The sequence below is a fragment of the Micromonospora sp. NPDC049497 genome (assembly GCF_044465805.1).
Classification (GTDB): Bacteria; Actinomycetota; Actinomycetes; order Mycobacteriales; family Micromonosporaceae; genus Micromonospora.
The window spans coordinates 29,427-54,691 of sequence record NZ_JBITMC010000005.1 but is presented as its reverse complement, the minus strand read 5'-3'; the positions used below and the strand labels follow the sequence as shown (position 1 = coordinate 54,691).

At 73.5% G+C, this 25,265-nt stretch carries 33 protein-coding genes and 1 tRNA gene; 11 read left to right on the top strand and 23 right to left on the bottom strand.

All coding sequences use genetic code 11. The annotated features are described in order from the left end of the window. Positions 1-4: 4 nt before the first annotated feature. The 9 genes from ACIBR0_RS09665 to ACIBR0_RS09625 all read right to left on the bottom strand — a co-directional run bounded on the left by ACIBR0_RS09665 (position 5) and on the right by ACIBR0_RS09625 (position 7,858). Positions 5-490: a molybdenum cofactor biosysynthesis protein gene (locus ACIBR0_RS09665; protein ID WP_396713937.1), complete on the bottom strand. Its 486-nt coding sequence runs from the start codon at positions 488-490 to the stop codon at positions 5-7. A 76-nt stretch (positions 491-566) separates the two neighbouring features. Continuing rightward, positions 567-743 (bottom strand): hypothetical protein, encoded by a 177-nt coding sequence (locus tag ACIBR0_RS09660; protein WP_357034918.1) that lies wholly within the window; start codon positions 741-743, stop codon positions 567-569. A 342-nt stretch (positions 744-1,085) separates the two neighbouring features. Further along, a complete protein-coding gene (locus tag ACIBR0_RS09655) occupies positions 1,086-1,280 on the bottom strand; it encodes a DNA-binding protein (RefSeq protein ID WP_396713935.1) in 195 nt (64 codons plus the stop codon). Positions 1,281-1,541: 261 nt separating this feature from the next. After that, a tRNA-Ala gene (locus tag ACIBR0_RS09650) sits at positions 1,542-1,615 on the bottom strand. Between the two features lie 220 nt (positions 1,616-1,835). Continuing rightward, the gene (locus tag ACIBR0_RS09645) at positions 1,836-2,633 is read right to left on the bottom strand and encodes a hypothetical protein (protein WP_396713933.1); all 798 of its coding nucleotides are present in this window, start codon (positions 2,631-2,633) and stop codon (positions 1,836-1,838) included. Positions 2,634-2,811: 178 nt separating this feature from the next. Beyond that, on the bottom strand, positions 2,812-3,459 hold the full coding sequence (locus ACIBR0_RS09640; RefSeq protein WP_396713931.1) for a GNAT family N-acetyltransferase: 648 nt from the start codon (positions 3,457-3,459) through the stop codon (positions 2,812-2,814). Beyond that, positions 3,456-4,769: a gephyrin-like molybdotransferase Glp gene (gene glp, locus ACIBR0_RS09635; RefSeq protein WP_396713929.1), complete on the bottom strand. Its 1,314-nt coding sequence runs from the start codon at positions 4,767-4,769 to the stop codon at positions 3,456-3,458. The genes ACIBR0_RS09640 and glp overlap by 4 nt, the downstream gene beginning before the upstream one ends. Further along, complete coding sequence (locus ACIBR0_RS09630; protein WP_396713928.1) at positions 4,766-5,722, bottom strand: UTP--glucose-1-phosphate uridylyltransferase; 957 nt, start codon at positions 5,720-5,722, stop codon at positions 4,766-4,768. The genes glp and ACIBR0_RS09630 overlap by 4 nt, the downstream gene beginning before the upstream one ends. A gap of 9 nt (positions 5,723-5,731) precedes the next feature. Next, complete coding sequence (locus ACIBR0_RS09625) at positions 5,732-7,858, bottom strand: diguanylate cyclase (protein WP_396713926.1); 2,127 nt, start codon at positions 7,856-7,858, stop codon at positions 5,732-5,734. Positions 7,859-7,944: 86 nt separating this feature from the next. Between ACIBR0_RS09625 and ACIBR0_RS09620 the strand changes: the two genes are divergently transcribed. Beyond that, on the top strand, positions 7,945-8,622 hold the full coding sequence (locus ACIBR0_RS09620) for a 5-formyltetrahydrofolate cyclo-ligase (protein ID WP_396713924.1): 678 nt from the start codon (positions 7,945-7,947) through the stop codon (positions 8,620-8,622). Positions 8,623-8,683: 61 nt separating this feature from the next. Further along, positions 8,684-9,046 (top strand): FmdB family zinc ribbon protein, encoded by a 363-nt coding sequence (locus tag ACIBR0_RS09615; RefSeq protein WP_396713922.1) that lies wholly within the window; start codon positions 8,684-8,686, stop codon positions 9,044-9,046. 8 nt (positions 9,047-9,054) lie between these two features. Here ACIBR0_RS09615 and ACIBR0_RS09610 read toward each other — a convergent pair whose 3' ends face one another. Then, positions 9,055-9,237: a hypothetical protein gene (locus tag ACIBR0_RS09610; protein ID WP_357042477.1), complete on the bottom strand. Its 183-nt coding sequence runs from the start codon at positions 9,235-9,237 to the stop codon at positions 9,055-9,057. A gap of 84 nt (positions 9,238-9,321) precedes the next feature. Here ACIBR0_RS09610 and ACIBR0_RS09605 point away from each other — a divergent pair, with 84 nt between their 5' ends. Continuing rightward, the gene (locus ACIBR0_RS09605) at positions 9,322-9,645 is read left to right on the top strand and encodes a hypothetical protein (protein ID WP_396713920.1); all 324 of its coding nucleotides are present in this window, start codon (positions 9,322-9,324) and stop codon (positions 9,643-9,645) included. Positions 9,646-9,660: 15 nt separating this feature from the next. Here ACIBR0_RS09605 and ACIBR0_RS09600 read toward each other — a convergent pair whose 3' ends face one another. Continuing rightward, entirely contained in the window at positions 9,661-10,143 is a 483-nt protein-coding gene (locus tag ACIBR0_RS09600; protein WP_396713918.1) for a hypothetical protein, read from the bottom strand. A 196-nt stretch (positions 10,144-10,339) separates the two neighbouring features. Between ACIBR0_RS09600 and ACIBR0_RS09595 the strand changes: the two genes are divergently transcribed. Both ACIBR0_RS09595 and ACIBR0_RS09590 read left to right on the top strand, forming a co-directional pair. After that, complete coding sequence (locus ACIBR0_RS09595) at positions 10,340-10,768, top strand: Fur family transcriptional regulator (protein WP_396713916.1); 429 nt, start codon at positions 10,340-10,342, stop codon at positions 10,766-10,768. A 46-nt stretch (positions 10,769-10,814) separates the two neighbouring features. Next, positions 10,815-11,678: an oxygenase MpaB family protein gene (locus ACIBR0_RS09590; RefSeq protein WP_396713914.1), complete on the top strand. Its 864-nt coding sequence runs from the start codon at positions 10,815-10,817 to the stop codon at positions 11,676-11,678. Between the two features lie 6 nt (positions 11,679-11,684). Here the strand turns inward: ACIBR0_RS09590 and ACIBR0_RS09585 are convergent, their stop codons facing one another. From ACIBR0_RS09585 to ACIBR0_RS09535, 11 genes are all read right to left on the bottom strand, one after another. Continuing rightward, positions 11,685-12,623, bottom strand: a complete 939-nt coding sequence (locus ACIBR0_RS09585; RefSeq protein WP_396713912.1) for a RecB family exonuclease — start codon at positions 12,621-12,623, stop codon at positions 11,685-11,687. Positions 12,624-12,668: 45 nt separating this feature from the next. Then, positions 12,669-13,283 (bottom strand): MarC family protein, encoded by a 615-nt coding sequence (locus ACIBR0_RS09580; RefSeq protein WP_396713911.1) that lies wholly within the window; start codon positions 13,281-13,283, stop codon positions 12,669-12,671. 40 nt (positions 13,284-13,323) lie between these two features. Next, on the bottom strand, positions 13,324-14,184 hold the full coding sequence (locus ACIBR0_RS09575; RefSeq protein ID WP_396713909.1) for a PHP domain-containing protein: 861 nt from the start codon (positions 14,182-14,184) through the stop codon (positions 13,324-13,326). Positions 14,185-14,219: 35 nt separating this feature from the next. Continuing rightward, on the bottom strand, positions 14,220-15,413 hold the full coding sequence (locus ACIBR0_RS09570) for a hypothetical protein (protein ID WP_396713907.1): 1,194 nt from the start codon (positions 15,411-15,413) through the stop codon (positions 14,220-14,222). Between the two features lie 56 nt (positions 15,414-15,469). Continuing rightward, positions 15,470-16,273 carry a SigE family RNA polymerase sigma factor gene (locus ACIBR0_RS09565; RefSeq protein ID WP_396713906.1) on the bottom strand — a complete coding sequence of 268 codons (804 nt, stop codon included), beginning with the start codon at positions 16,271-16,273 and terminating at the stop codon, positions 15,470-15,472. An 82-nt stretch (positions 16,274-16,355) separates the two neighbouring features. After that, positions 16,356-17,231, bottom strand: a complete 876-nt coding sequence (locus ACIBR0_RS09560) for a PH domain-containing protein (protein ID WP_396713904.1) — start codon at positions 17,229-17,231, stop codon at positions 16,356-16,358. Positions 17,232-17,237: 6 nt separating this feature from the next. Continuing rightward, positions 17,238-17,396 carry a hypothetical protein gene (locus ACIBR0_RS09555; protein WP_007455302.1) on the bottom strand — a complete coding sequence of 53 codons (159 nt, stop codon included), beginning with the start codon at positions 17,394-17,396 and terminating at the stop codon, positions 17,238-17,240. A gap of 119 nt (positions 17,397-17,515) precedes the next feature. Next, positions 17,516-18,202, bottom strand: a complete 687-nt coding sequence (locus tag ACIBR0_RS09550; RefSeq protein WP_396713902.1) for a DUF6758 family protein — start codon at positions 18,200-18,202, stop codon at positions 17,516-17,518. An 83-nt stretch (positions 18,203-18,285) separates the two neighbouring features. Next, positions 18,286-18,909: a TrmH family RNA methyltransferase gene (locus ACIBR0_RS09545; RefSeq protein ID WP_396713900.1), complete on the bottom strand. Its 624-nt coding sequence runs from the start codon at positions 18,907-18,909 to the stop codon at positions 18,286-18,288. 64 nt (positions 18,910-18,973) lie between these two features. After that, positions 18,974-19,486, bottom strand: a complete 513-nt coding sequence (locus tag ACIBR0_RS09540) for a hypothetical protein (protein WP_396713898.1) — start codon at positions 19,484-19,486, stop codon at positions 18,974-18,976. Between the two features lie 64 nt (positions 19,487-19,550). Next, positions 19,551-20,066, bottom strand: a complete 516-nt coding sequence (locus tag ACIBR0_RS09535; RefSeq protein ID WP_155329015.1) for a MaoC family dehydratase — start codon at positions 20,064-20,066, stop codon at positions 19,551-19,553. A gap of 547 nt (positions 20,067-20,613) precedes the next feature. Between ACIBR0_RS09535 and trxA the strand changes: the two genes are divergently transcribed. The 3 genes from trxA to ACIBR0_RS09520 all read left to right on the top strand — a co-directional run bounded on the left by trxA (position 20,614) and on the right by ACIBR0_RS09520 (position 22,519). After that, positions 20,614-20,976, top strand: coding sequence for a thioredoxin (trxA, locus tag ACIBR0_RS09530; RefSeq protein ID WP_357028804.1), 363 nt, complete (start codon positions 20,614-20,616; stop codon positions 20,974-20,976). A 143-nt stretch (positions 20,977-21,119) separates the two neighbouring features. After that, a complete protein-coding gene (locus tag ACIBR0_RS09525) occupies positions 21,120-21,560 on the top strand; it encodes a hypothetical protein (protein ID WP_396713896.1) in 441 nt (146 codons plus the stop codon). Further along, complete coding sequence (locus ACIBR0_RS09520; protein ID WP_396713894.1) at positions 21,557-22,519, top strand: MFS transporter permease; 963 nt, start codon at positions 21,557-21,559, stop codon at positions 22,517-22,519. The genes ACIBR0_RS09525 and ACIBR0_RS09520 overlap by 4 nt, the downstream gene beginning before the upstream one ends. On the opposite strand, the gene ACIBR0_RS09515 is transcribed toward ACIBR0_RS09520, so the two are convergent. Beyond that, entirely contained in the window at positions 22,483-22,902 is a 420-nt protein-coding gene (locus ACIBR0_RS09515; RefSeq protein ID WP_357028795.1) for a DUF393 domain-containing protein, read from the bottom strand. The genes ACIBR0_RS09520 and ACIBR0_RS09515 overlap by 37 nt on opposite strands. Positions 22,903-23,004: 102 nt before the next feature. On the opposite strand from ACIBR0_RS09515, the gene ACIBR0_RS09510 reads away from it, so the two are divergent. Genes ACIBR0_RS09510 through ACIBR0_RS09500 form a run of 3 tightly spaced genes read left to right on the top strand, consistent with a single transcriptional unit; the run spans position 23,005 to position 25,243 of the window. Further along, positions 23,005-24,054, top strand: coding sequence for an Rv2578c family radical SAM protein (locus ACIBR0_RS09510; protein ID WP_396713891.1), 1,050 nt, complete (start codon positions 23,005-23,007; stop codon positions 24,052-24,054). A 24-nt stretch (positions 24,055-24,078) separates the two neighbouring features. Continuing rightward, positions 24,079-24,813, top strand: coding sequence for a hypothetical protein (locus ACIBR0_RS09505; protein WP_396713889.1), 735 nt, complete (start codon positions 24,079-24,081; stop codon positions 24,811-24,813). A gap of 22 nt (positions 24,814-24,835) precedes the next feature. Further along, positions 24,836-25,243 carry a CoA-binding protein gene (locus ACIBR0_RS09500; RefSeq protein WP_396713887.1) on the top strand — a complete coding sequence of 136 codons (408 nt, stop codon included), beginning with the start codon at positions 24,836-24,838 and terminating at the stop codon, positions 25,241-25,243. The last annotated feature ends 22 nt before the right edge of the window (positions 25,244-25,265 follow it).

Here is a 25,265-nt window from a genome sequence, read left to right as displayed (position 1 = left end):
CCGGTCACGCCGGATCGGCCTCCTCGACGGTCACCGCGACCGGCCCCACCCGCAGGACGCCGTCGTCCAGCGGTGTGCAGCGGACGCCGCCCCGGCGGCGCAGGGCCTTGAACGCACCCGGGCCGATGGTGACGTCCATCCAGGCGCACGGGTTCGCCGGGCGGTTGACCCGCAGCCGCACCGGGCCGTCCCCCGAGTCCAGGGTCAACACCGACCCGACCAGCTCGTCCACGGCGAGGCCGACGGTCAGGATGTTGCGGCGGACCTGCACCAGGTCGACACCGGGCGGCAGCGACTCCCGCGCGATGAGCGTGACGCTCGCGGCACGGTGCGCCGGCTTGCCGAAGTAGCGGTCACCCACGACGCCGAGGCCGGCCCGGATCGTGATCGCCTCGACCAGTTCGTTCGGCGGGGCCGGGGCGGGACCGTCCGCCGGCCGGCCCACGAGACGGTGGACGGGTGAGGCCAGCAGCTGGACGATCTCGGGCACGCCGTCGAGTCTAGGGAGCTGAGCTGCCCATCCGGGCTCGGCCTGTGGACAAGGTGCGAGTTGTCCACAGGCGGGCTCAGTCGAAGTCGAAGATGCTGTGACGGTCGTAGAAGTGCAGCACGTACCGGCAACGGCGGCAGATCATCAGGGTCATGCGGTGGCTCGTGAACCCCCACCGGCTGTCCTGGCGGGCCTCTTCCTGCTGGAACTCCGTGCCCCGACACAGCGGGCAGGAGAGCTGGGGTGCGGTCATGCCGGCGAGTGTAGGAAGCCGCCGCCATCGGGACGGCATCGCCGGACAGTGGGCTGGCATGATCCGCCCGCTCGTCGTCGCGCTGACCGCCTGTGGGTCGGTCGGTGAGATCCGTCCGGACAAGCGCTACCGGATGTCGTCGGCTTCGATGGAGCCGACGCTCAGCGAAGGCTCCACCACTTCGTCGCCGAGGTGGTGGAGCCGGGCAACTACCAGCCGCGTACCGGTGACGTCGTGGTGTTCACCCCACCGGAGACGTGGCCCTCCGGAGAGTTGGAGCGGTGCCGGTGGAGAACGTCATCGGCGTCGTCAAGCTCTGATCACCTGGTCGGGTGGCCAGCCCTAACCCAGGCTGAGGTTGTGCTGTTCCAGCGCGCTCTGGATGATCCCGAGTGCCTTCGGCCCGACGCCGTGCAGCCTGGCCAACTCTGCGCGCGGGGTGCCCGCAAGCTGCCGCAGCGTCGTGTAACCGGCGATGTTCAGCGCCCGCGTCGCCGGCGCGCCGATCTTGGGCAACGTGTCGAGGCTGGAGCTCATGCCCGTGATGCTAAACCGCAGCGCGGTGCGGCTGGCACCCGCTGGGGGCCTGTGTTGATCATGGTCGGCGTTCCCGCTCCATAGCCCAGCAGTCTGGGCGAAGCCGCAACCAGCCGACCAGCGACCGGGGCAGGATGCTGCCGATGCCGGACCGACCTGCCCGGCGACGTACGCGCCACCGTCTGCTGACCTGCTGCGCTTCGCCGCCCTGCAGGATCGAAAAGGCCGTCTCCGGCGAGCGGAAACGGCCTTCGAACTGGGTGGAGCTGAGGGGATTCGAACCCCTGACCCCCTCGATGCGAACGAGGTGCGCTACCGGACTGCGCCACAGCCCCTCCGCCGGCGAACCGGCATCGGTCCCACCCGGCTTTCACCGGGCGGGCCGGCGACAAGGCTAACAGGTCGCGCCCCTTCACCGCGAATCGCCCTCGGCGCGCCGCCACCCCACCGCGGGTCAAGATCCACTCGGTTTCACTGACGTCGCGGCATCCCACCGACCAGGACAGCCCGACATCAATGAAGTCGAGTCGATCAAGAAAGAAGACAGGCGGACCGTCAGGCCGAGTGGGAGCCCCGGCCGGACTGGTAGGGGCGCCCGCGCAGTCCGCCACCGGTCCGCCGGTAGGACACCGAGCCGCCGTTGGCCGCCGCCGGCAGGTCGGCCGGGCGGTCCAGGCCCATCGCGGCACGGCGTACCGCCTCGCGCTGGGCCGCCAGGCGGCGCTGCGCCTCCCGGCGGGCCGCCGCCCGGCGGGCCTGCTCCCGCCGGACCTCGGCCTGGCGTGCGGCCAACCACGCCGCCTCCCGGGCATGCGCGCGCCGCCGCCGGCCGTCCGCCAGGGCCCTCGACCGCAGGTGTACGACGTACACGACGAGCAGCATGCCGGTGACCGCGAAGCCGATCCAGAATCCGGGGCCGACCACCGCCACGCCGACCAGCTCGACGACGTTGAGCAGGAGAAGCGCGGCGAGGACCCGGCGCCGGCGGTACACGGCAGGGGTGTGCTGCCGACGGGGCGGTGGCCGCCGACGGGCGCGGTTGCGCGCGGGCGGTACGGCACGGAGCCGGCCGGAGCGGCGCACCTGCGCGGGCGGCGCGGAAACCGGCGGAGCGAGAGTCCCAGTGACGGGATCCTCACTGAGGGTGACGACGAGCGCGCGCGGCGGATGCAGGGGCTGGCGCCCCGGGACAGTACGACGCCGCCGGCGGCGCTGGAGCACCCGCGCCGTCGACAGCGCCCGCTCCGCCGCCAGTCGCTCGGTGGCGTCGTACCGACGAACCAGCGCCGGGGCGAGGGCGAGCAGACCGGCAGCGGCGAGGACGGCGAGGAGCACCGAGGTCGGCACCCTCACCCCTCCCGTCACCGAGTTCGGGGCAACCGCCGCCCGGCCGCAGGATCTTCCACGAGTCGCCCGGAGGCGCGTGGATCGTACGGTCAGGCAGCGCTTGCCGCAGCTTGCAGTTACTTGAGGTTACGGGCGGGCACACCGGATCCTGCCACGCCGCGCCGATCGTCACGCGTGGGACGATTCACCTGATGGTCGCGCGCACCCGGTGCCAGCGGGCCAGCAGACCGCCCTCGGCGGCGACCTCTTCGCTGGTCATCGCGTAGCCGATGTGGTCGCGCCAGGCGCCGTCGATATGCATGTAGCGCACGTGGTACGCCTCCTCGCGGAAGCCCAGCTTCTCCACGACCCGGCGGGACGGCCGGTTCTCCGGCCGGATGTTCACCTCGATCCGGTGCAGGCCGCCGGGCCCGAAGGCGTGGTCGACGGCGAGCGCCATCGCGGTCGGGATGACGCCCCGCCCGGCGACCCGGGAGTCCACCCAGTAGCCCACGTACCCGGAGCAGAACGCCCGCCGGACGATGCTGCCCACGTTGAGGTGCCCGACCAGCCGTTCCCGCCCGTGCTCGCGCAGGCAGACGGCGAAGGGCATCCCCTCACCGGTACGCGCCGAGCGGCGCTGGTCCCGGTACACCCAGCGGAACGCGGCCGGTGAGTTCAGCTCGTTCCAACTGCCCGGCAGGGTCGACTCCCACGGCGCCAGCCACGCCCGGTTGGCGCGGCGGATCTCCGACCACGCGGCGGCGTCGGACCGCCGGTACGGCCGCAGCACCACCGCACCGTCCACGAGCACCACCGGCCACCCGGGCGGCCGGCCCCGCAGGAGGCTCACCGGCGCCGGTCCAGGAGCAGGACGTCCACGGTGGACCCGGCGGCGGCGGTGGTGACCCGCTCACCGAGCACCAGCAGCCCGTTGGCCTCCGCCAGCCCGGAGAGCGTGAACGGCCCGCCGCTGAGCGGCTGGACGGTGTAGCCGCCGCCGCGCCGCTCGGCCACGTGCGCCGGGCGGAACTCGCGCAGCCCGCCGGGGGACGAGACGGTCTCCAGCAGGTGTGCGCGGACGCTGGGCCGGAACACCGGCTCCGCGCCGGCGAGCAGGTTGATCGCCGGCCGGGCCAGCACCTCGAAGCCGATCAGGGCGGCGCCGGGGTCGCCGGGCAGGCACACCACCGGCACCTCCTCCGCGCCGACCGTGCCGAAGCCGAGCGCGGTGCCGGGGTAGAGCGCCACCTCGGTGAAGGTGACCGGGCCGGCCCGGCTGCCCTCGCGGCGGGACAGGATCCGGCGGACCATGTCCCCCGGCCCGGTGCCGGTGCCGCCGGTGGTGATGATCAGGTCGGCGCGCAGGGTCTGGTCCTCCAGCAGCCCGCGCAGCCCCTCCGGGTCGTCGTCGCAGATGCCCACCCGGTACGCGTGCGCGCCCACCTCGGCCGCCGCGGCGGTGAGCGCGTGCGAGTTGGCGTCGACCACCTGGCCGGGCTGGCTGGCCCGGCCGACGTCGACGAGTTCGTCCCCGGTGGCCACGATGACCACCCGGGGGCTGGGCCGGACCACCACGTGCCCGATGCCGGTGGCGGCGAAGACGGCGACCAGGGCCGGGGAGACGTACGTGCCGGCGCGGGCGAGCAGCGTCCCGGCGGGCAGTTCGGTGCCAGCGCGGCGGACACCGTACCCGCGATTGGGCACGCGGTGGATCTCCACGGCGGCCATGCCCTGGTCGGTCCACTCCACGGGCACCACGACGTCGGCGGTGATCGGCAGCGGCGCGCCGGCGGCCACCGAGAAGCAGGCGCCGGGGGTGAGCCGGACCGGCCGCCAGCTCGCCGCGCCGAGGTCACCGACCACGTTGAGCCGGACGGCCCGTCCGCCCGGCCCGCCCGGCTGGGCCGGGACGTATCCCACGCCCCGGCCGCCGGGGGAGATGTCCTCCCAGCGGGCCGCGTACCCGTCGACGGCGGCCTGGTCGAAGGCCGGGAAGGAGTGCGGCGCCACGACATCCTCGGCGAGGACGTTCCCGTGCGCCTGGGTGAGGTCGAGGTCGAGTGGCGGCAGCGCGCGTAACCTGCGCAGCACACTGCCCAGGTAGTCGGCGAGCGGCGTCAACTCGTTCGCGGCCGCCTCGGCGTCGGCCGTCGCGGTCATGTACCGGTCACGCCCGACGCGTCGGTGTTGACGAACTCGGTCAGCCACTTGCGGAACTCGGCGCCCAGGTCGTCGCGCTCGGCGGCGATCTGCACGACGGTCTGGAGGTAGCCCAACGGCATGCCGGTGTCGTAGCGGGTGCCCCGGTAGACGATCGCGTGCACCGGAGTGCCCTCGTTGCGCAGCAGCTCCATCGCGTCGGTCAGCTGGATCTCGCCGCCGCTGCCCGGCTCCGTGCGACGGATCGCGTCGAAGACGGCGGCGGGCAGCACGTACCGGCCGAGGACCGCGAGGTTGCTCGGCGCGTCCTCCGGCTGGGGCTTCTCCACCATGCCGGTCACCCGGACGACCTCGCCGATGTCGGTCAGCTCGCCCTCCGCCGGCTCCACCGACGCGATGCCGTACCGGCTGGTCTCGGCCGGGTCCACCTCGAAGAAGGCGAGCACCACGCCGCCGGTGCGGGCCTGGAGCTCCAGCATGGCCGGCAGCAGCGGCTCGGAGGGCTTCACGAACTCGTCACCCAGCAGCACCGCGAAGGGCGCGTCGCCGACGTGCGACTCCGCGTACCCGACGGCGTGCCCCAGACCGAGCTGCTCGGGCTGCCGGCAGGTGTAGATGGCGGCCAGTTCCTCGGTCCGCTTGACCGCGGCGAGGATCTCGGGCTTCTTCGCGAGCCGCTCCTCCAGGTCGGGGCGCCGGTCGAAGTGGTCCACCATCGACGTCTTGCCGCGCCCGGTGATCAGCAGGACGTCGCCGATGCCGGCCTGGGTGGCCTCCTCGACGATGTACTGCAGGACCGGCCGGTCGACCACCGGAAGCAGCTCCTTGGGCACCGCCTTCGTGGCCGGCAGGAAGCGGGTGGCCAGGCCGGCGGCGGGGATGACGGCCTTGACCGCGCGGGGACGACCGGATGCGGCGGTCGTCGTTGAGGGCTTAGCTGAGTGCTCCGACATGTCGCGAGACTATCGGCCACGGCTCTGCCGTGGCGGGTGAGGACCGGAAGACGCGCCGCCGCCGGGGGCCGGAAACGGCGAGCCGGGGACCGGGATCTCCCGCGCCGGAGGGGCGGCCTGCGGCACGGTCGCGACCCGCCAGGTGTCCCGGCCGCCGGCCTTGGCGGCGTAGAGCGCGTCGTCGGCCGCGTCCAGCACCTCCTGCCCGGTGCCGGCGTGGTCCGGATAGACGGCGATGCCGATGGAGACGGTGACCCGCACCGGCAGCGACGTGCCGTGCACGTCCACGGTGATCGGGGTGTCCCGGATCGCTGCACCGAGCCGCTCGGCGACGATGACCGCGCCCCGGGCGTCGGTCTCCGGCAGCAGCAGCACGAACTCCTCTCCGCCCTGCCGGAACGCCAGGTCGACCTCGCGGATCTCGCCGCGGACCCGCCGGGCGAACTCGGCGAGGACGGTGTCGCCGGCCGTGTGGCCATGGGTGTCGTTGACGGCCTTGAAGCGGTCCAGGTCGAGGGCGAGGACGCTGAGCATCCGCCCGAACCGGCTGGCCCGCTCCACCTCCCGGCGGATCGACTCGCGCAGGTAGCGGTAGTTCCACAGCCCGGTCAGCGGGTCGGTCAGCGACAAGCGCTGCGCCTCCTCGTGCACCCGGACGTTGTCCACCGCCACCGCCGCATGCCCGGCGAAGGTGCGCAGGGTGATCAGGTCGTCGTCGTCGAACTCGTCCCCGCCGAGCCGGTCGTAGAGCGCCAGCACGCCGAGCGCCCCGGCCGGTGCCGCCTCGGTCCCGTCCCCGCGAGTTGGCGGCTCCGGAACGTCGGCGGGGGCCGGGGCGGCGAACGGCACCGCGACGTACGTCCGGCAGGGCGGCTCCCCCGGTGTCACCGCACCGGGCTCCACCCGCCCGCGCCGCGGCTCCCCGGTCACCGCGACCGCGCCAACCGGGCCGTTGCCGAGCGGCACCCGGTGCGGGCCGGGGCGGTCGTCCGCCGCGCCCGGCCCGTCGAGGCCCTCGGTGCACTGCGCGACGAGCGCACCGCCGGAGTCGACCAGCAGCACCGCGCCGGCCCGCGCGCCGGTCGCCGCTATCGCGCTGTGCAGGATGACCCGCAGGATCCGCTGCCGGTCGTGGGTGCTGGCCAGGGTGTCACCCAGCACCGCAAGGTGCCCGCGCAGCTGGTCGCGGCTGCTGGTCAACGCCGCCACGTACGTGCCGGTCTCCCGGGTCATCCGGTTGAAGGCGCCGGCGAGGCGGCCGATCTCGTCACGGGTGCGCACCGGCACGCGGGCGCTCAGGTCACCCCGGGCCACCCGGTCGACCGCGCCGGCCAGCTCCACGAGCGGCCGGGTGGTCACCCCGGCCAGTCGCCCGGCCGCCGCCACCGCGAGCAGCGCGGCCAGCAGAACGGCGATGGTCAGGGCGACGTAGAGGCCGGGCGGCTGGTCGCTGGGCACCGAGAGCACCAGGGGGAGGGGCTGCCCCACCGACGGGCCGACCCGCCGCACGTACCGGCCGTCGGCGGTCCCGGCGACCCGCTCGCCGTCGAGCGTGCCGGCGGCGGCCAGCACCGCGTCGCGTACGCCGGTCGACTCGGTGGTGTGCCGGAGCCGAACGGGCGCCCCGGCGCCGTCGAGAAGGGTGACCGCCACGCCGGTCACGGCCGCGAGTCGCGCCACGAAGGCCGGGTCGACGGGCTGCGCGGCGGTGACCGTGCCCAGCGCGGCGCCGGAGCGGTCGCGCAAATCGACGCGGACGGACAGGGCCCCGACCGGGCCGACCGGCGCGGCTGCGGAGCAGTCGCGCCACGGCGCGGGTGGCGCGGCGGGAGTCGCGTGGGTGACGCGGCCCGCGACGTCGGTGACCAGCACGGCGGAGGCCAGGCCCCGGCTGACCACCTGGGTCGCGGCGACGGCCCGGTCGTCGGCCAGGGCGACGGCGTCGGAGGCGGCGCGCAGCTGCTGGCAGAGGGCGTCGACCGAGGTCCGCACGGCCGCCGCGGCCACCGCCAGCCGCTCGGCGGAGCGGCTGCGGTCGGCCGCGGTCACGGTCGAGCCGACGAAGAACGCTCCGAGCAGCACCGGGCCGAGCACCACCGCGAGGAAGGCTGTGGTGAGCCGCCCGCGTAGCGTCACTCGGTCCCCCCGGAAGTTCCGCCGGCCGATGCTTGCGATGCTGACACAGCGCTACGACAGGATCGGCGTTGCGTCAGGAGTGTTGCGTGCCGGATTTTTCTGATGAAGCGGAAGTGACCAATGAGGCGAAGCGGGACACGCGGGCCGCGCTGCTCGCCGGCCGTCGGGCGCTGACCGCGCCGCGCCGGGCGGAAGCCGCCGCGCGCGTCCAGGCCGAGCTGGTCTCGGTCGTACGCCGGATGCGCCCCCGCCGCATGACCGCGTACGTCCCGGTGGGCTCAGAGCCCGGCGGCGCGGACCTGCCGGCGGTGCTGCACGCGGCGCTGCCGCCGGGCGGGGAACTTCTGTTACCGGTTCTCCTGGACGACCTGGATCTGGACTGGGCCGTCTGGACCGGCCCGGACGCGCTGGTCGCCGCCGGCCGGGGCATGCGCGAGCCGTCCGGCCCCCGGCTCGGGGTGGACGCGGTCGCCCGGGCGGAGCTGGTGGTGGTGCCCGCACTGGCGGTGGACCGTCGGGGACTGCGGCTGGGCCGGGGCGGCGGCTCGTACGACCGGGCCCTCGCCCGGGTGCCGGCCACCACGCTGACCGTGGTGCCGCTGCACGACGGTGAGCTGGTCGACGTGTTGCCGACCGAGCCGCACGACCGACCGGTGCGCGCGGTGGTCACCCCCACCGGCGGCCTGCGTACGCTGGACCCCGCACTCGCCGACGGTGAGGGTGTCGCGCCCCACACGTCCGCTGGACGAATCCGGGGGCGATGACGCACCATTGGCACTCGAAGTCGTCGAGTGCCAACCGGCCGTGCCAGATCCGGAGGAGAACGTGCCCACGTACCAGTACGCCTGCACCGCGTGCGGCCAGCAGCTCGAGGCGGTGCAGTCCTTCTCCGACGAGCCGCTGACCGAGTGCCCGGCCTGCGAGGGGCGGCTGCGGAAGGTCTTCAACTCCGTCGGCGTCGTCTTCAAGGGCTCCGGCTTCTACCGCACCGACTCGCGGTCCTCCTCCGGCGCGGAGACCAGCACCGGTGGTTCCAAGCCGGCGAAGTCCACCGGCGGTGACTCCGGCTCGTCGTCCAGCGGCTCGACCACGTCCCCGTCGACCTCGAACGGCTCCTCCGGGTCGTCGGCGTCGTCCGGCTCGACCGGCGGCGGTTCTTCCAAGGCCCCGGCGGCAACCGCCTCCTGACCTCGGCGTCAGTCCCAGTGCGGGGGGCGTTCGGCGAGCAGCCAGTCGTCGTTGCCGCCGCCGCGCTCGCCCCAACCTCGGTCGGTGTCGTCGGAGGTCTGCTCGGGCAGCACCACGAAGTCGTCGTCGGACAGGTCCACCGTCCGCTCGTCGTCGTGTACCCCCGGCACGCCCGGGTCCTCGGTGCTCACGAGCGGCAAGACTAGCGGCAGCGAGGGGAACGCGAGGCCCGACCCGGCTGCCCTGGCGCGGCGGCGTTGGTAGCGTCGGACGGCGTGACGACCCCCGGCACCGGCCCCGACCCGGACGACTACTGGCGGCGGCCCGACCCGGCCCGCGACAGGCCCGCCGGTCCGCCCGGCGACGAGGAGGGCGAAGCGGGCTACGCAGGTCCCCCGCCCACCACGCCGCCCCCGGCCGGCTGGCGACCGCCGGTGCACGTGCAACCCCCACCGCCCCGGCGGCTGCCGGCGCAGGACATGGCCGAGCTGGACCTGGCCGAGCAGCGCGCCCAGCGCCTCACCCAGGGGATCGGGGTGGGCGTGGCGGTGGTGGTGGTGATCCTCGTCTGCCTGCTCTGTTCCCGGCTCGTCTTCTGAGGGCCGGGTGGTCCGTCAGAGGGTGTTGCCCCAGACCGCCTCGGCGCCCGAGTGCCCGGTGAGGTAGACGTACACGAGGCTGGCGGCGGCCAGCGCGACCACCACCACCGACAGGGCCGGGGTCAGCCAGAACGGCAGCTTCGGCACCCGGGGGTGCCCGCTGGTCACCACGAGCAGCGCCACGGCCGCGACGCCGAGCGGCAGGGTGTAGCGGAAGAGCAGGTCGCCGTAGCGGGAGTGCTCGAAGATCTGGTCCACGATCGGCCCCTGCAGGCCGCGGGCCACGAAGACGTCGGTCAGCCGCTCGCCGGACTCCACCGCGAACCAGGCGGTCGGCGGCGCGACCACCGCCGCGCCGAGCACCGCCCAGTCCAGGCGGGACCGGAACCGGGGCAACGCCACGTACGCGACGGACAGCAGGGCCAGCAGCGGCACGAACACGACGACCGCATGCACCACCAGCACGTGCGCCGGTAGACCCAGGATCTCCTCGAACATCGAAACCTCCGGCGGTACGCGGTCGCGGGCTGCCAGCGTACGGTGCGTGGGCTGGCCCGCCCAGGGCTCTCACCGGGTCACACGCACCGCACCAGGGTCCGGTTCACCCCGTCGCGTGCACGTATCGGCTGTGGCCGGGGCCACCTGCGCGAGCACGTCGGTTGTCGGCCCCGGATCCGCGTGCTGTCATTGGCACATGTCCACCGGGGAGGACCTGCTCCGGTCGCGTGGCCTGCGGGTCACCCGACCGCGCCTCGCCGTGCTCGACGTGCTGGCCGCCGGCGGGCACCTCGAGGTGGACGAGATCACCCGGCGGGTCCGCGAGCGCCTCGACTCCGTCTCCACCCAGGCGGTGTACGACGTGCTCGGCGCGCTGTCCCGGGCCGGGCTCTCCCGGCGGATCGAGCCGGCCGGCAGCCCCGCCCGGTACGAGGCGCGGGCCGGGGACAACCACCACCACGTGGTGTGCCGGGGCTGCGGCGAGATCGCCGACATCGACTGCGCGGTCGGCAGCGCCCCCTGCCTCGACCCGCACACCGCCCACGGCTTCCAGGTGGACGAGGCGGAAGTGACCTTCTGGGGCCTCTGCCCCACCTGCCAGGCCCGTCGCGCCGCCGACGACTGACCCGCTCGGCCCCGTGCGCGCCGCCGCGCCGTGGCACTCTTGGTCGGTGGACTCCGATGACCTCGGCCTCTTCGGTCCGGGATCGGTCACGTGGAAGGTGCACGAGGAGCCGATCCTGATCGTCGCCGGCCTGCGCTCGCTCTACCTCCAGGCCCTGCACCCCCGCGCGATGGCCGGAGTGGCCCAGAACAGCAACTACCGCACCGACGCCTGGGGGCGCCTCGTTCGCACCGCCACCTACGTCGGGACCACCATCTACGGCACCACCGCCGAGGCGGAGGCGGCCGGGGCCCGGCTGCGCCGGCTGCACGCCCGACTGCGGGCCACCGACCCGTTCACCGGGGAGGAGTTCCGCGTCGACGACCCCGACCTGCTGCGCTGGGTGCACGTCACCGAGATCGAGTCGTTCCTCGACACCGCACGCCGGGCGGGGCTGTCCCTGACCGACGACGAGGTCGACGGCTACTACACCGAGCAGCGGCGGGCCGCCGCCCTGGTCGGCCTAGACCCGGAGACCGTGCCGGGCACCGCCGCCGAGGTGGCGGACTACTACCGGCGGGTCCGCCCCGAGCTGCGGATGACCCGCGAGGCGGCGGAGACGGCGCTCTTCCTCACCGCTCCCCCGCTGCCGTGGAAGCTGAGCCTCCCCGCCCGCATCGGGCTCAACCTGGGCCCGCCCCGCTGGGCGTACCTGGGCATCGCCGGCACCGCGTTCGCGCTGCAGCCCGGCTGGGCCCGGCGGATGTACGGCGGCCTCGGCCTGCCCACCACCGCGCTCTCCGCCGACCTGACCGTACGCACGCTCCGGTTGGCGCTCGGCACCCTGCCGCGCCGTTGGCGGGAGGGCCCCATGCAGATCGCGGCGAAGGAACGCGCCGCCCGACTGGCGCCCGCCCCGGTCACCGGCTGACCCGACTCAGGCCGGGGTCTCCCGGACCTCGGCCGGTCGGTCGACGGCGGCCCAGGGGTCCTTGCCCGGCGTCTGGGCGCCGACCGGACAGGTGCGCCGGTAGTCGCACCAGCCGCAGCGCGGCCCGGGTGCGGTCGGGAAGGCCTCGTCGGCGTCGGCGCCCCCGGCGACCGCCTTCTCGGCGGCCATGATGTCCCGGGCGGTCTCCTCGGCCCGGTCGAGCTGCCGGGCCAGCGACTCCGGGGTGTGGTCGTGCGCGGCGACCGTGCCGCTGGGCAGGTGGTGCAGCTCGACCCGGCGGCACGGGCGACGGAACGTCCGCTCCGCCGCGTACGCGTAGAGCGCCAACGCCTGGGAGCCCCGCGCGTCGTCGTTGTCCAACCCGGAGCGCCCGGTCTTGTAGTCGACGATGACCAGCTCGGGGCCGTCCGGCCCGGGACGGGAGTCGATCCGGTCGGTGCGACCGTTGAACGCCAGCACACCGGTCTTCACCGCCACCACCCGCTCGACCCCCAAGGGGTCGACGCCGGGCTCCAGCGTCTCGACGTACGCCTCCAGCCAGCCGAGGGCCCGCCGGTACGCGGCACGCTCCTGCTCGTCGTCACGGTAGCCCTCGCGGACCCAGGTGCCCTTCAGGAGCGCGGCGAGCGCCTCGGGCCGGCGGCGGTCCGCGGGCAACGCATACCAGTTCTTCAGGGCGGTGTGCACGCTGGCGCCGAGCGAGTTGTGCGCCCAGGGCGGCCCCTTGGGCGGGGCCGGACGGTCCACGTAGGAGTAGCGGTACCGCCGGGGGCAGTCTTCATAGGCCCCCAACTTGCTGGGTGTGCAGACGAACAGTCGCTCCGGCATGCCCTCGAAGCCGAGCTGCTCGGACTGCTCGTTCCGGGGTCGCGGCGCCCGCCCGCCGGTGGGGGCGGGTCGGCCGGAGGAGGAGGCTCGTCGCACGCCTGCGATCCTGCCACCCACCCCCGACAGCGTCCGCGGCGGCGCTCAGGTCATGTTCACGTACTGCGTCACGAACGCGGCGACCGCGTCGGCGATCAGCTGCACCGCGATGGCCGCCAGCAGGAGGCCGGCGATGCGGGTGAGCACCTCGATGCCGCCGGGCCGCAGGATCTTGACGATGCCGCCGGAGAAGCGCAGCACCACCCAGACCGCGACCATCACCGCGACGATCGCGGCGGCGATGGCGGTGACGTCGGCGGCACCGTCGGCCTGCTGCACGAACAGCATGGTGGCCACGATGGCGCCGGGACCGGCCAGCAGCGGCGTGCCGAGCGGCACCAGCGCGATGTTGGAGGTGACCTGCTGGCTGGGGTCGTCGGCCTTGCCGGTGAGCAGTTCCAGCGCGACGAGCACCAGCAGCAGTCCGCCGGCCGCCTGCAACGCGGGCAGGTCGACGTGCAGGTAGTCGAGCAGGGTCTGCCCGGCCACCGCGAAGATCACGATCACCCCGAGCGCCAACGCGACCGCCTGCCACGCCGCCCGGTTACGGTCGCGGGCCGCCAGCGGGCCGGTCAGCGCGAGGAAGATGGGCATCATGCCCGGCGGGTCGACGATCACCAGCAGGGTCACGAAAACCTCGCCGAAGAGCTTGAGATCCACGCGATCAACCTAGTCCTGCCGTCGAGAGGCGAAACGCGGATCAGCCGTAAGCGACACCGGTCACCCCGGAGGCCTCGGCCACGATCCGCTCGTACGCCTCCTCGGTCGTGGTGTGCGCGCCCAGCCGGACCGTCTTGTGCGTGCCGTGGAAGTCCGACGATCCGGTCACGACCAGGCCCAGCTCCCCGGCCAGGGCGCGGACGTGCGCCCGCTCGGCCGGCGAGTGGTCCTCGTGGTCGGCCTCCAGGCCGGCCAGGCCGACCGTCGCCAACTCGGCGATCAGCGCGTCCGGCACGATGCGTCCCCGTCGGGTGGCGCGCGGGTGGGCGAACACCGGCACGCCGCCGGCCGCCCGCACCAGCCGTACCGCGTGGAAGACCTCGATGTCCTCCTTCGGCAGCCGGTACCGCTCACCGAGCCAGTCCGGCCCGAACGCCTCGTTCGTGGTCGTGACCAGGCCGGCCCGGATGAGCGCCTGCGCGATGTGCGGTCGTCCCACGGTCCCGCCGGCGGCGCCGGCGAGGATCTCCGGCCAGCTCACGTCGATGCCGTCGGCCCGCAGCAGCGCCACGATCCGCTCGCCCCGTTCCTCCCGCGCGGCGCGCACCCGGGCCAGCTCGGCCACCAGCTCCGGGGCGTCCGGGTCGAAGAGGTACGCGAGCAGGTGCAGGGGCACCGCCGGTTCCGTGCCGAACCACCGGCAGGAGATCTCCGCACCGCGGACCAGGCGGAGACCCGGTGGCAGCGCCCGCACGGCGGACGCCCAGCCCGCGGTGGTGTCGTGGTCGGTGAGCGCCAGCACGTCCAGCCCGGCCTCGGCCGCCGCCCGGACCAGCTCGGCGGGGGTGAGCGTGCCGTCGCTGGCGGTCGAGTGGGTGTGCAGGTCGATCCGCGATCTCATCGCCCGACGCTACCGGGCGGGCCGCGGGGTTCCCATCAGGACCCGGCGTCCGTCACCGGCAGCGCGCGGTCTCCGGACGCGAGGCCGGCGACCGGGCTGGACGACACCTCGCGGCCGGCCACGACCGCGGCGGCCTCGACCTGGACCAGCATCCCGTCGGCGGTCACGTGGAGCGCCGTGTCCGGCGTCCACGCCACGTCGCCGACGACCGGGGGCCCGGCCGGGCGGCCGGTCGGGGTGGCGGCGGCGAGGTCCACCAGCAGCGCGGTGTCCCGGCCGTTCACCAGCAGCCAGCGCCCGTCCGGTGAGACCCCGCCGCGGCCGTCGCCGGTCAGCGCCGGGCCGCACGTGGTACGCGCGGGGGCCAGGTCCCGGGCGGGGTCGAGCAGCGCGAGGCAGGGCCGGCGGGGCGTGCCGGCGGAGACCTGGGCCACGACCAGACCGTCGGGACCGGGGCCGTGGACATGGGTGGTGGTCCGGTCCGGCCCGACGGACACCTGCCCGGTCGGGGGATGCCACAGCGCGTGGCCGGGCCGCTCGGGGTGGAGGCGGATCAGCACCCGGTCACCGGCGAACCCGACCGGGAACGCGGCGTCCGGCGCGGCCCGGCGGACGACGGCGACGACCTTGTTGTTGAGGATCCCGCCCTCGCCCAGTTGCGTCCCCTCCCGCCACGCCACCTGGCGGCCGTCCCCGCTGAGCACGATCTCGTCGGCACCGGAGAGCAGCACCTGCGGCGGGCCGGTGGGCCGGACGGCCCACAGGGAGCGGCCGGCGGCCGTGGGACCACCGACCACCAGCCAGCCGTCGCTGTCGCGGCTCCGCTGGACACGGTCGACGGGGCGCAGGCCGGCCAGCGTCAGCCGCCGCCCGTCGGCGGTGGCGAGCACGTCGCCCAGGACCAGGTCGACACCGACCGGCAGGTCGACCGCCGGCATGGAGGGAGCCACCGACTGCGTCGTGGGCGGGCGGCTCGAGGCGTACGGGTCGCCGAGCACGACGACCGCCTCGTTCGGCATCCTCGGCTCTCTGCCGAGCTGGACCATTCCGGTGCTGACCGCCACCGTGGTCACCGCGGCCATGGCCACCCCGGCCAGGGTGCGCCGTCGCTGGGACCGCGCGGCCCGCCGGATGGCCACACCGGCCGGGTCGGCGGTGAGTCGGGGCGGGACGGCGACCCGGCGCGCGAGCGTCTCCCGCAGCGCCTGCTCCAGCTCGTCCGGGCTCATGCTCCTTGAACGCGCCGGGGTGTCCGTGCGGTTGTCAGAAGGGCCCGCGAAACCGGTCACCGTCGCTCCCCGGTGGCGGCCGGCATCGCGGCGGCCCCGACGGGACGGTCGACCGTGGTCTTGCCGCCCGTTCCGGCGTCGGCGACGACCGGCGCCGTCGGCACCTGCCCGACCGACGGTCCACCGGTCGCCTCCGGCGCACCGGGTGGGGTGTCGACGGCGGGCGCCGGGGCGACGGCGGGTGCGTTCGGCCGGGAGCGGCCGGGAGCGGACCGGCCGCGACCGGTGGTGGCGGCCGTCCGCCCGTCGGCGCGGCGGTCACGCGGGGCGGGAGCCGTCGGCTCGACCGGCAGGTCGACCGTGGTGGCGTCGGCGCCCATCCGGCGGCGCAGCGTGGTCAGGGCCCGGGAGGTCTGGCTCTTCACCGTGCCGGGCGAGATGTCGAGCAGGGCGGCGGTCTGCGCCTCCGACATGTCCTCGTAGAAGCGCAGCACGAGCACCGCGCGCTGCCGCGCGGGCAGCGCGCTCAGGTGTCGCCAGAGCAGGTCCCGGTCGAGCTGCCGCTCGATCTCGTCGGCAGCCGCCCGCTCGGGCAGGACCTCGGTGGGCCGCTCACCGTGCCAGCGTCGGCGCCACCAGCTGGTCGACGTGTTGATCATGACCCGTCGGGCGTACGGCTCGACGGCCTCGATGCCGCCGAGCCGCCTCCACGCCAGGTACGTCTTGGTCAGGGCGGTCTGCAACAGGTCCTCGGCGGTGGCCCAGTCCCCGGCCAGCAGGTACGCGGTCCGCAGGAGCGCGCCGGAGCGAGCCGCTACGAACTCGCGGAACTCTTCCTCCCGCGGGTCCCTGCTCTGCACCGTGCACCTCCACGACCTGCCCTTCCTGGCAGGCTGTCACGGAAGATGGTGCGCTGTTGATCCGATGTTCGGTCAGAAAGTTTCAGGCACCGTCGTCGGCCTTGGCCTCGTCCGCTTCCTTGCCCAGCCGCGCCTCGACCGCCTGCGGCTCGTACATCTCCTCGACGACGCGCAGGTAGAGCTCGTTCGGGTTGGGCAGGTTCTTGATCTCGCGGAGCGCCTGGTCCTGGCCGGCGGACTCCAGCACGAAGGTGCCGTAGTTGAGGGCGCGGCCGCTCGGGCTCTGCTCGTACTTCATGTCGGTGACCCGGGCCAGCGGCATCATGGCCACCTTCCGGGTCACGATGCCGTTGACGACCATCACCCGCTTGTTGGTGAGGATGAAGCGGTCGTACCACCAGTCGGCGACCTTCCAGGCCACCCAGCCCATCACGGCGAACCAGAGCAGCACCGCGATCGTGGTGAGCGCTCCGACGTCCTGACCGGCGAGGAAGCCGGAGAGGTAGCCGAGCACGAAGGTGGCGGCGATCCCGACGGTCAGCGGGACGGCGAGGTGCACCCAGTGCCGCTTCCACTCGCCCCGGTAGCGCTCGGTGGGAAAGAGGTAGCGCGCCACCAGGGAGCTGGGCTCGTCCTCCAGGGGGAGCACCCGGCGGGGCGCCCCGCCGGCGGCGTCGGCCCGGAGGCCCGCCAGCTCGTCCTCGGAGATCTGCGGCGCCTGGTAGCCGGCCTGCGGATCGCGGATCCAGGCGCGACCCGAGCGATCCTCACCCGGGTATCCGCGCGGATCGCCGTAGCCGACGTCGTCGGAGAACAGCGAGCCGTCGGGGGCACCCGGGCCCGGACGGGGGCCCGGCCCGTCATCGGGCCCGACCCGCGGGATCGGCTCGGTGTCGCGTTCCCGGCGCTCCCGGTCGGGGTCGTCCGGGTCGAACGGTGGACCGGAGGGGCTTCCCATCGGCGGCTAGGCGACGAGACTGGTGAAGAAGTCGCCGAATCCCTGAGCGATGTCCATGATGCCGCCGCCCAGCGACTTGAACACGTCCGCCGCAGAGTTTGGCCGGTAGGCGACGAAGAAGATCAAGAATGCGATTCCGGCCCAGGTGAGGACCTTCTTGACCATGGCGGGCCATCCTCTCGCGCGGCGCCGGGTCCCATTACCGCAGCGGCACCCAGAGTATCAGTGTGATGTCGTACAGTGAATATCTGCTGCGTCCGTTCTCCGACATTCCGGCTCGGCTGTCAAGCCTTCCCGTGCAGATACGGAGATGGTGCGCCGTACACGAGCTCGGGTGGCGTCCACTCGGTGAGGTCGTGGAGCACCACGTCCTCGGCGAGCAGATGTCCCGCACTCGCCGGCCAGGCTATCGCATGCAGCCACATTCCCCGAGCCTCGCCGGCGTACGCGCTTCGATCCGCCGGGGAATTCACGAGCCACAGTGGAGTCGGGTGACCGCCCACCTTGATCCTGGCCTGGCCGACGTGCTCCGGGTGGCCCGGCCCGGGGTCGGTCAGGGCCTCGGCGAGCTCCGGTCCCGGGTCCGGGCCGACGATCCCCGCGAAGCGGGTGCCGAGCCCGACACCCGGCTCCTCGGCCACGAAGACCACGTCGGCGGGACCACCGCCGAACGGCTCCGGCCCGGCGCAGGCGACCGCCGTGGCGCGGACGCCGGTGCGGTCGTCACCGACGTACGCCACGCCGGTGACGGTCCACCCGGGCGGCAACGGCCAGGGACACCAGAGCGGAACCACCGGTCGATCCGGCGGATCGGCGGCGGCGGTGATCCGGTCGACCACACTGGCCACGATCTCCGCTCCGATGTGCTCGGGCACGTGTAGCGGGGGCACCGGTCCGCAGTCGAGGCAGCGCGACTCGGAGTGCATCAGGTCCGGCGGACGGATCTGACCCCCACATCTCGGACAACTCACCGCGACACTCACCTTCCCACCGTCGCCCTCCTCCGCCCCGACGTCAAGCGGAGCGGCGGTTTCGACGCCGGTCGGGAAACCGGTCAGGCCGGCGGCGGGCCGGCGTACGCGCGGATCCAGGCGTGCATGGCGATGCCGCTCGCCACGCCGGCGTTGATCGAACGGGTGGAGCCGTACTGGGCGATCGAGAAGAGCTCGTCGCACGCCGCACGGGCCGGTTCGGACAGACCCGGCCCCTCCTGGCCGAAGAGCAGGACGCAGCGCCGGGGCAGGGTGGTGGTCTCCAGCGGCCGGGAGCCGGGCAGGTTGTCGATGCCGACCACCGGCAGGTCCGCGCCGGCCGCCCAGGCGACGAACTCCTCGATCGTCTCGTGGTGACGGACGTGCTGGTAGCGGTCGGTCACCATCGCGCCCCGCCGGTTCCAGCGGCGCCGGCCGACGATGTGCACCTCGGCGGCGAGGAAGGCGTTGGCATTGCGGACGACCGTGCCGATGTTGAAGTCGTGCTGCCAGTTCTCGATCGCCACGTGGAACCCGTGGCGCCGCCGGTCCAGGTCGGCCACCACCGCCTCGCGCCGCCAGTAGCGGTAACGGTCGACGACGTTGCGCCGGTCGCCCTCCGCGAGCAGTTCCGGGTCGAATCGCGGGTCGTCCGGCGGGTCACCCGGCCAGGGGCCCACGCCGACGTCGAGCTGGTCACCGGTCACGGTCTCCAGAGGGTACGGCCCACCGGCGGAGTTCCCCGGGCCGGGCCGGGCCCTTCCTTTCTCCTCAGCGGAGGGCGAGGGCGGTACCGAGCCGTTCCAGGAGACGGCGGTCGGCGGGGGCCATCGTGCCGTCCGGAACAGCCCGGCAGACGCGGGCCGCCACCGACTGCACCCACTGGCGGTACGCCGCGGAGTCGGCCGGGTCGGCGCGCCGGTGCAGGACCCGCACGGCGGTCCGACACGCGGCCAGCAGGTCCACCAGGTCGGTGAGTCGACCGGCCGGTGGTGTCCCCTCGTCCCGGGCGTAGATGGCGGCGACGACGGCGCGGACCAGGTCGCTGTCGGAGGACCGCCCCGCCGCGACGGCGTCCAGTCCGGCCAGACCGGCGGCGACCGGACGCCCGGGGCGCCCCGGAGCGGGCGACACGGCGGCCACGAGGACCCGGCCGGGCAGGCTGGTCAGCAGATCCCACTCGGCGGCGGAGTAGACGGCGGTGGTCGCCGGTGCGGCGCGGCGCCCGGCAGAGGACGGCTCTCCGGCGACGGAGTGGCTCATGGGGACCTCCGGCGCCAGCATATGCCGGGCATCTACGGAAATGGGCCCCTTCCCACCGGAAGGGGCCCACCGTCGTACGTCGGATTCAGCGCGGCTCGGGAAAGCTCGGCCGCTCGGGATCGACGCCCTCGGGCACGGCCGCGGCCGCGTACTCCTTCTTGGGGACCATGACCTTGCGCCGGAAGACGCAGACCAGCGTGCCGTCCTGGTTGTAGCCGCGGGTCTCGACGGCGACCACGCCCCGGTCGGGCTTCGAGGACGACTCCCGCTTGTCCAGCACCGTGGTCTCGCCGTAGATGGTGTCGCCGTGGAACGTCGGGGCGACGTGCCGCAGCGACTCGATCTCCAGATTGGCGATCGCCTTGCCGCTGACGTCCGGCACCGACATGCCGAGGAGCAGCGAGTAGATGTAGTTGCCGACCACCACGTTGCGCTTGAACTGGCTCGACGTCTCGGCGTAGTGCGCGTCCATGTGCAGCGGGTGGTGGTTCATGGTGAGCAGGCAGAAGAGGTGGTCGTCGTACTCGGTGACCGTCTTACCGGGCCAGTGCCGGTAGACCGCGCCGACCTCGAACTCCTCGTAGTAGCGGCCGAACTGCATCCTTGTCCCCTTCGACGGGCGGCGATGGAGTTCGGCACAGCATGCCTTACCGCTGGTTAAGGAGAGCCCGGGGGCGCGCACCGTGGGGAAATGTCACACCGGCCGCACCTGGGGGGAGACGCAATGAGCGGCGGGGCCCTCCCCGGCACCCGCCGCCCACGCTCTGATGGGAAAGATTCTGCACGAGTGGACACGCGGTGGACAGAGACCAGGATCACAGTTATCTTTTTGTAACACTACTCTCGGTCACCATAAGTCGGGCCGACGGCGATCTCCGCAGCCCAAATAGCCGCTTGTCAAGGCGCAAGTTACCGATTCGTAGTCCGCACGGACGGTGATCTCCTTGGAAACGCTCCCATCACGTCTGGTCACGCAAATGCGACGTGCACTTGCGCTTCGCGGTTGCGCGGCCACCGACGACGGTCGATGGATGACCGGGCATGTGCCAGGCTCGACCGGACGTTTCGGTCCAGGGTGGGCGGGAATTCCACGAGGTACGCCCTGGTTCCACCAGACGTAGCTATTCCGCGTGATCGGAGAGATTCGCATGGCAACCGTTGAGCTGACCACGGCAAACTTCGACGAGGTAACCGGCAGCGAGGGCATCGTGCTCGTCGACTTCTGGGCCGAGTGGTGCGGCCCATGCAAGCGGTTCGCCCCGGTCTACGAGCGATCCTCGGAGAAGCACCAGGACATCGTGTTCGGCAAGGTCGACACCGAGGCGCAGCAGGAACTGGGCGCGAAGTTCGACATCCGCTCGATCCCGACGATCATGGCCATCCGCGACGGCGTGATCGTCTTCGCCCAGCCGGGCGCCCTGCCCGAGTCCGCCCTGGAGAACCTCATCGAGCAGGTCCAGGCCCTCGACATGGACGACGTCCGCAAGAAGCTGTCCGAGCACAAGCACTGACGTGATTCCACGGCGGCCGGGCCCATTCGGGCCCGGCCGCCGTGCTGTCCGGGGCCCGCCACTCGACGACAGAGGGCGCAACCCGGCGGGCGCACCTCCGCGGGATCCACTCCGGGCTCTGCTTCCCGTACCGTCACGAGTCGATGGACACCTTGACCCCCCGCGGTCGCGCCGCCCGGCTCGCGGTCACCGCGCTCGGCCTGGCTCTGCTGCTGGCCGGCTCCGCCTGGGGAACCGACGACCACTTCCCGTTCGGTCCCTTCCGCATGTACTCGACCTCCAACCCGCCCGACTCCCCCGCTCCGGACACCCGGGTCGAGGGCGTCGACACCACCGGCGCGGTGGTCGACCTGGGCGAGCAGGCCACCGGCGTCCGCCGGGCCGAGATCGAGGGGCAGCAGGACCGCTACGCCGCCGACCCCTCGCTGCTCGCCGCGGTCGCCGACGCGTACGCCGAACGCCACGCAGGAGCCGCGGACCTGGTCGAGGTACGCATCGTCATCCGCTGGCACGGCATCCACGGCGGGCGCCCCACCGGCCGCTGGACCGACGAGACCGTGGTCGCCTGGCGGGTGCCCCGGTGATCCGCTGGTTGACCGAGCCGGTGCCGCGCGGCCGGGTCGCCGCCTTCCGGACGCTCATCTACCTCTTCGTCGCCGCCGACCTCGCCGTCTTCACCCCGTGGGTACGCGACCGGGCCGCCGTGCCGGGCGACCTGTACCAGCCACTGCTGGTCGGCCGGGTGCTGCCCCTGCCCACGCCCACCCCGGCGCTGGTCACCACCCTCTTCTGGGCACTGCTGCTGCTGGCCCTGCTCGCCGCGAGCGGTCGGGCACCCCGCCTGCTCGGCTGGTCGGTCTTCGCGCTCTACCTGGAGTGGATGATCGTCGCGATGAGCTACGGCAAGGTCGACCACGACCGCTTCGGTCTGCTCGTCGCCCTGGCCGTGCTACCCACCGCCGGCCGCGCCCGGCACGGCGACACCACTCGCACCGAGGCGGGTGGCTGGGCGCTGCGGGTCACCCAGACAGCGGTGATCTGCACCTACTTCCTCGCCGCCTGGGCCAAGCTGCGCTTCGGCGGACTGGACTGGCTGACCGGATCGGTGCTCGCCCGGGCGATCATCCGACGCGGCACCGAGCTGGCCGACGTGATCGCCTCCGTGCCGTACCTGCTGATCGTCGCCCAGTTCGGCATCGTCGCGTTCGAGCTGCTCAGCCCGGTGGTCTTCCTGCTGCGAAAGCGCTGGCAGCTGGCCACGGTGGGCTTCTTCTACTCCTTCCACCTGGTCACCATCGCCACCATCACCATCTCGTTCGCCCCGCACCTCGCGGCGATGGCGAGCTTCCTGCCGCTGGAACGGGTCCGTCCGGTTGTCTGGGCGCGCCAGTTGGCCGCCCGCCGGAGCATCGACGGTATGGCCGGCGGCGCCGCGACAGCGGACCACGGCAGCAGGGTGAGCTGGCCCGGACCTCGCCGGAGCACCGAGGACGAGGTGCCGGCCGGTCAGGACCCGGTGGTCGAGCGACCGGCGGGCCCGTAGAGGCGCTCCCGCGCCTCCCGGGGCAGGGAACACGCGGCCGTGCCGCCGGGGAGCCGATGCCGGTTGCGGGCGACCCAGCGGTACGCGGGCCAGGCTGCGGCGCGTACCGGCGGGAACCGCAGGCCGGTGCCGGCCACCCGCCAGAGCGGACCGCTGTCGCGGAGCAGCCGGGCGATCGCGTCCGGGCCGGCCGCGCGGGAGCCGTCTGCGCCCACCCACTGCACCGCCTCCTCGCACTGCGATTCGGTCAGGCCCAGGGCGTCGAGGTCGGCGAACTGCCAGGGCACCACCCGGGCTCCGGTGGGGACGCGCCGCTCGATGAACTCGGCACAGCGGGTGCAGAACGCGCAGTCCCCGTCGTAGACGAACGTCGACTTCTCCATGCCTCTCATCCTGCACCCGGCCCTTGCCGACCCGGCACGACGGTGGGGGGAAACACGCCAGCCGGCTTGCGCACCTATCGCACACGTGTTCGAATGATGGCCATGCGCTGGGACAACCTCTCCGCTCCCCCGGACGAGGGGCCTCCCGACGGGTCGGCGCCAGCGACTCCACCCCTGCCGCTGGCGCTGCCCGGCGCGGTCGTCCGCACCTTCGACACGCCCGGCTTCGCCGGGATGACCTTCTACGAGGTGCAGGCCAAGTCGATCATCAACAGGGTGGCCGGCACGTCCCAGGTGCCCTTCGAGTGGACGATCAACCCGTACCGCGGCTGTTCGCATGCCTGTAAATACTGTTTCGCGAGGAACACTCACACCTATCTGGACCTCGACGCGGGCGCGGACTTCGACCGCAAGGTGATCGTCAAGGTCAACGCGGGCGAGCTGGTCCGCCGAGAGCTGGCCGCACCCCGCTGGCGAGGGGCCCACATCGCGATGGGCACCAACGTCGACTGCTACCAGCGGGCCGAGGGGCGCTACCGGCTCATGCCGCAGATCATCGCCGCGCTGCGGGACTTCGCGAACCCGTTCTCGATCCTCACCAAAGGCACCCTGATCCTGCGGGACCTGCCGCTGCTGCGACAGGCCGCCGAGGTGACCCGGGTCGGGCTGTCGTACTCGGTGGGTTTCGTCGACGAGCGGCTGTGGCGTGCTGCCGAACCGGGAACGCCGAGTCCCCGCCGTCGCCTCGACGCGGTGCGCACCCTGACCGACGCGGGGTTCGAGGTGGGCGTGCTGATGGCGCCGATCCTGCCCGGCCTCAGCGACGACGACGAGTCGATCGACGCCACGGTCGCCGCGATCGCCGCCGCCGGGGCGGCCAGCGTCACGCCGATGGCTCTGCACCTGCGTCCTGGTGCCCGGGAGTGGTACGCGCACTGGATCGGCCGGGAGTTCCCCCACCTGGTGCCCCGCTACCGCGAGCTGTACCGGGCGGGAGCGTACGCGCCGCAGTCGTACCAGCGGGAGCTGACCGCACGGGTGCGGATCGCGGCCCGGCGACACGGCCTGCACCGGGGCGAGCACGGCGAGAACCGCCGCCTCCCCGAGCCGACACCCCCGCCACCCGCCGCCGAGCAGTTGAGCCTGCTGTAGCAATCCACGGCTACGCTGCCGCCCGTGCGGGAGACGATCGAGCGGGCACTGCGCCGGCAGCGGGTGGTGGTGGTCGTGGCCGTCGTGGCCGGTGTGCTCTGGGGCGTCCTCGGCACGCTGGCCGATCGAGGAGCGACCGGCGCCTTCGTGGCGCTGGCGCCGATCCTCCTGTGGCTCGGCTACTGGGGTCACGAGCTGTTCCGGTCACCCAGCCGGACGGGGCTGCGGGTGGCGCCGGAGCAGTCCGCGTTCTTCGCCCCGCCTCGCTGGCCAGTGACGTTGCCGGTCGTCATGACCGCGTGGCTGCCCCTTCAGCTGGTCACCTACTCGGCCCGCTGGGGCAGGGACGCCTTCTGGTGGTTCCTGCTGGTGGTCACGGCCGTCGCCGTCGCCATCGTGGTCCGGGAGCAGTGGCTGCGCCTGCCCCTGGTCGAGATCACGCCGGACGGGGTCGGCTACGGATGGCCCCGGCGCACGGTGTTCGTACCGTGGGCGGCGATGGACCGCGACGGGCCGTTGTGGGCGACACAGGGCGACACCTTCCTGCGGCTGCCCCTGGTCCGGCCGGATCTGGTGCGGCGGTCGCGCCTCGCCCGGCGGCGTGCCGAGCAGCGGTTCCGGGTGCGGAACGTCGACGTGGCACCGGTGTTCCTCGCCGCCGCCGTCCGGCACTACGCGCGGCACCCGGAGCACCGGACGGGGATCGGCACTCGGGAGGAGTACGCCCGGTTGTGCCGGACACTCACCGGCGGCGACTGACCAGCGGCGTTAGAGTCGGCGGGTGCGCTCCGCTCAGCAGATCCTCGCCGACTCCGCCGTGATCGCCGTCGTGGGCGCGTCCCGCGATCCCGGCAAGGCCGCGCACAGCGTGCCGTTGCAGATGCAGCGGTACGGGTGGCGCATCATCCCGGTCAACCCGACCGCCGACGAGCTGTTCAGTGAGCGGGTCTACCGGTCGCTGGCCGACATCCCGCACCCGGTCGACCTGGTGGACGTGTTCCGGCCGGCGCAGGACGCGGTCGAGGTGGTCCGCCAGGCCGTGGCGATCGGCGCGCCGGCCGTGTGGTTGCAGCTCGGCATCGTGTCGGCCGAGGCGCGGCGGATCGCCACCGAGGCCGGCATCGACTACGTCGAGGATCGGTGCCTGATCGTCGAACGCGCCGCCGCCGGCCTCACCCGGCTCGGCTGACGCCCCTCCCTTGTTGATCAAG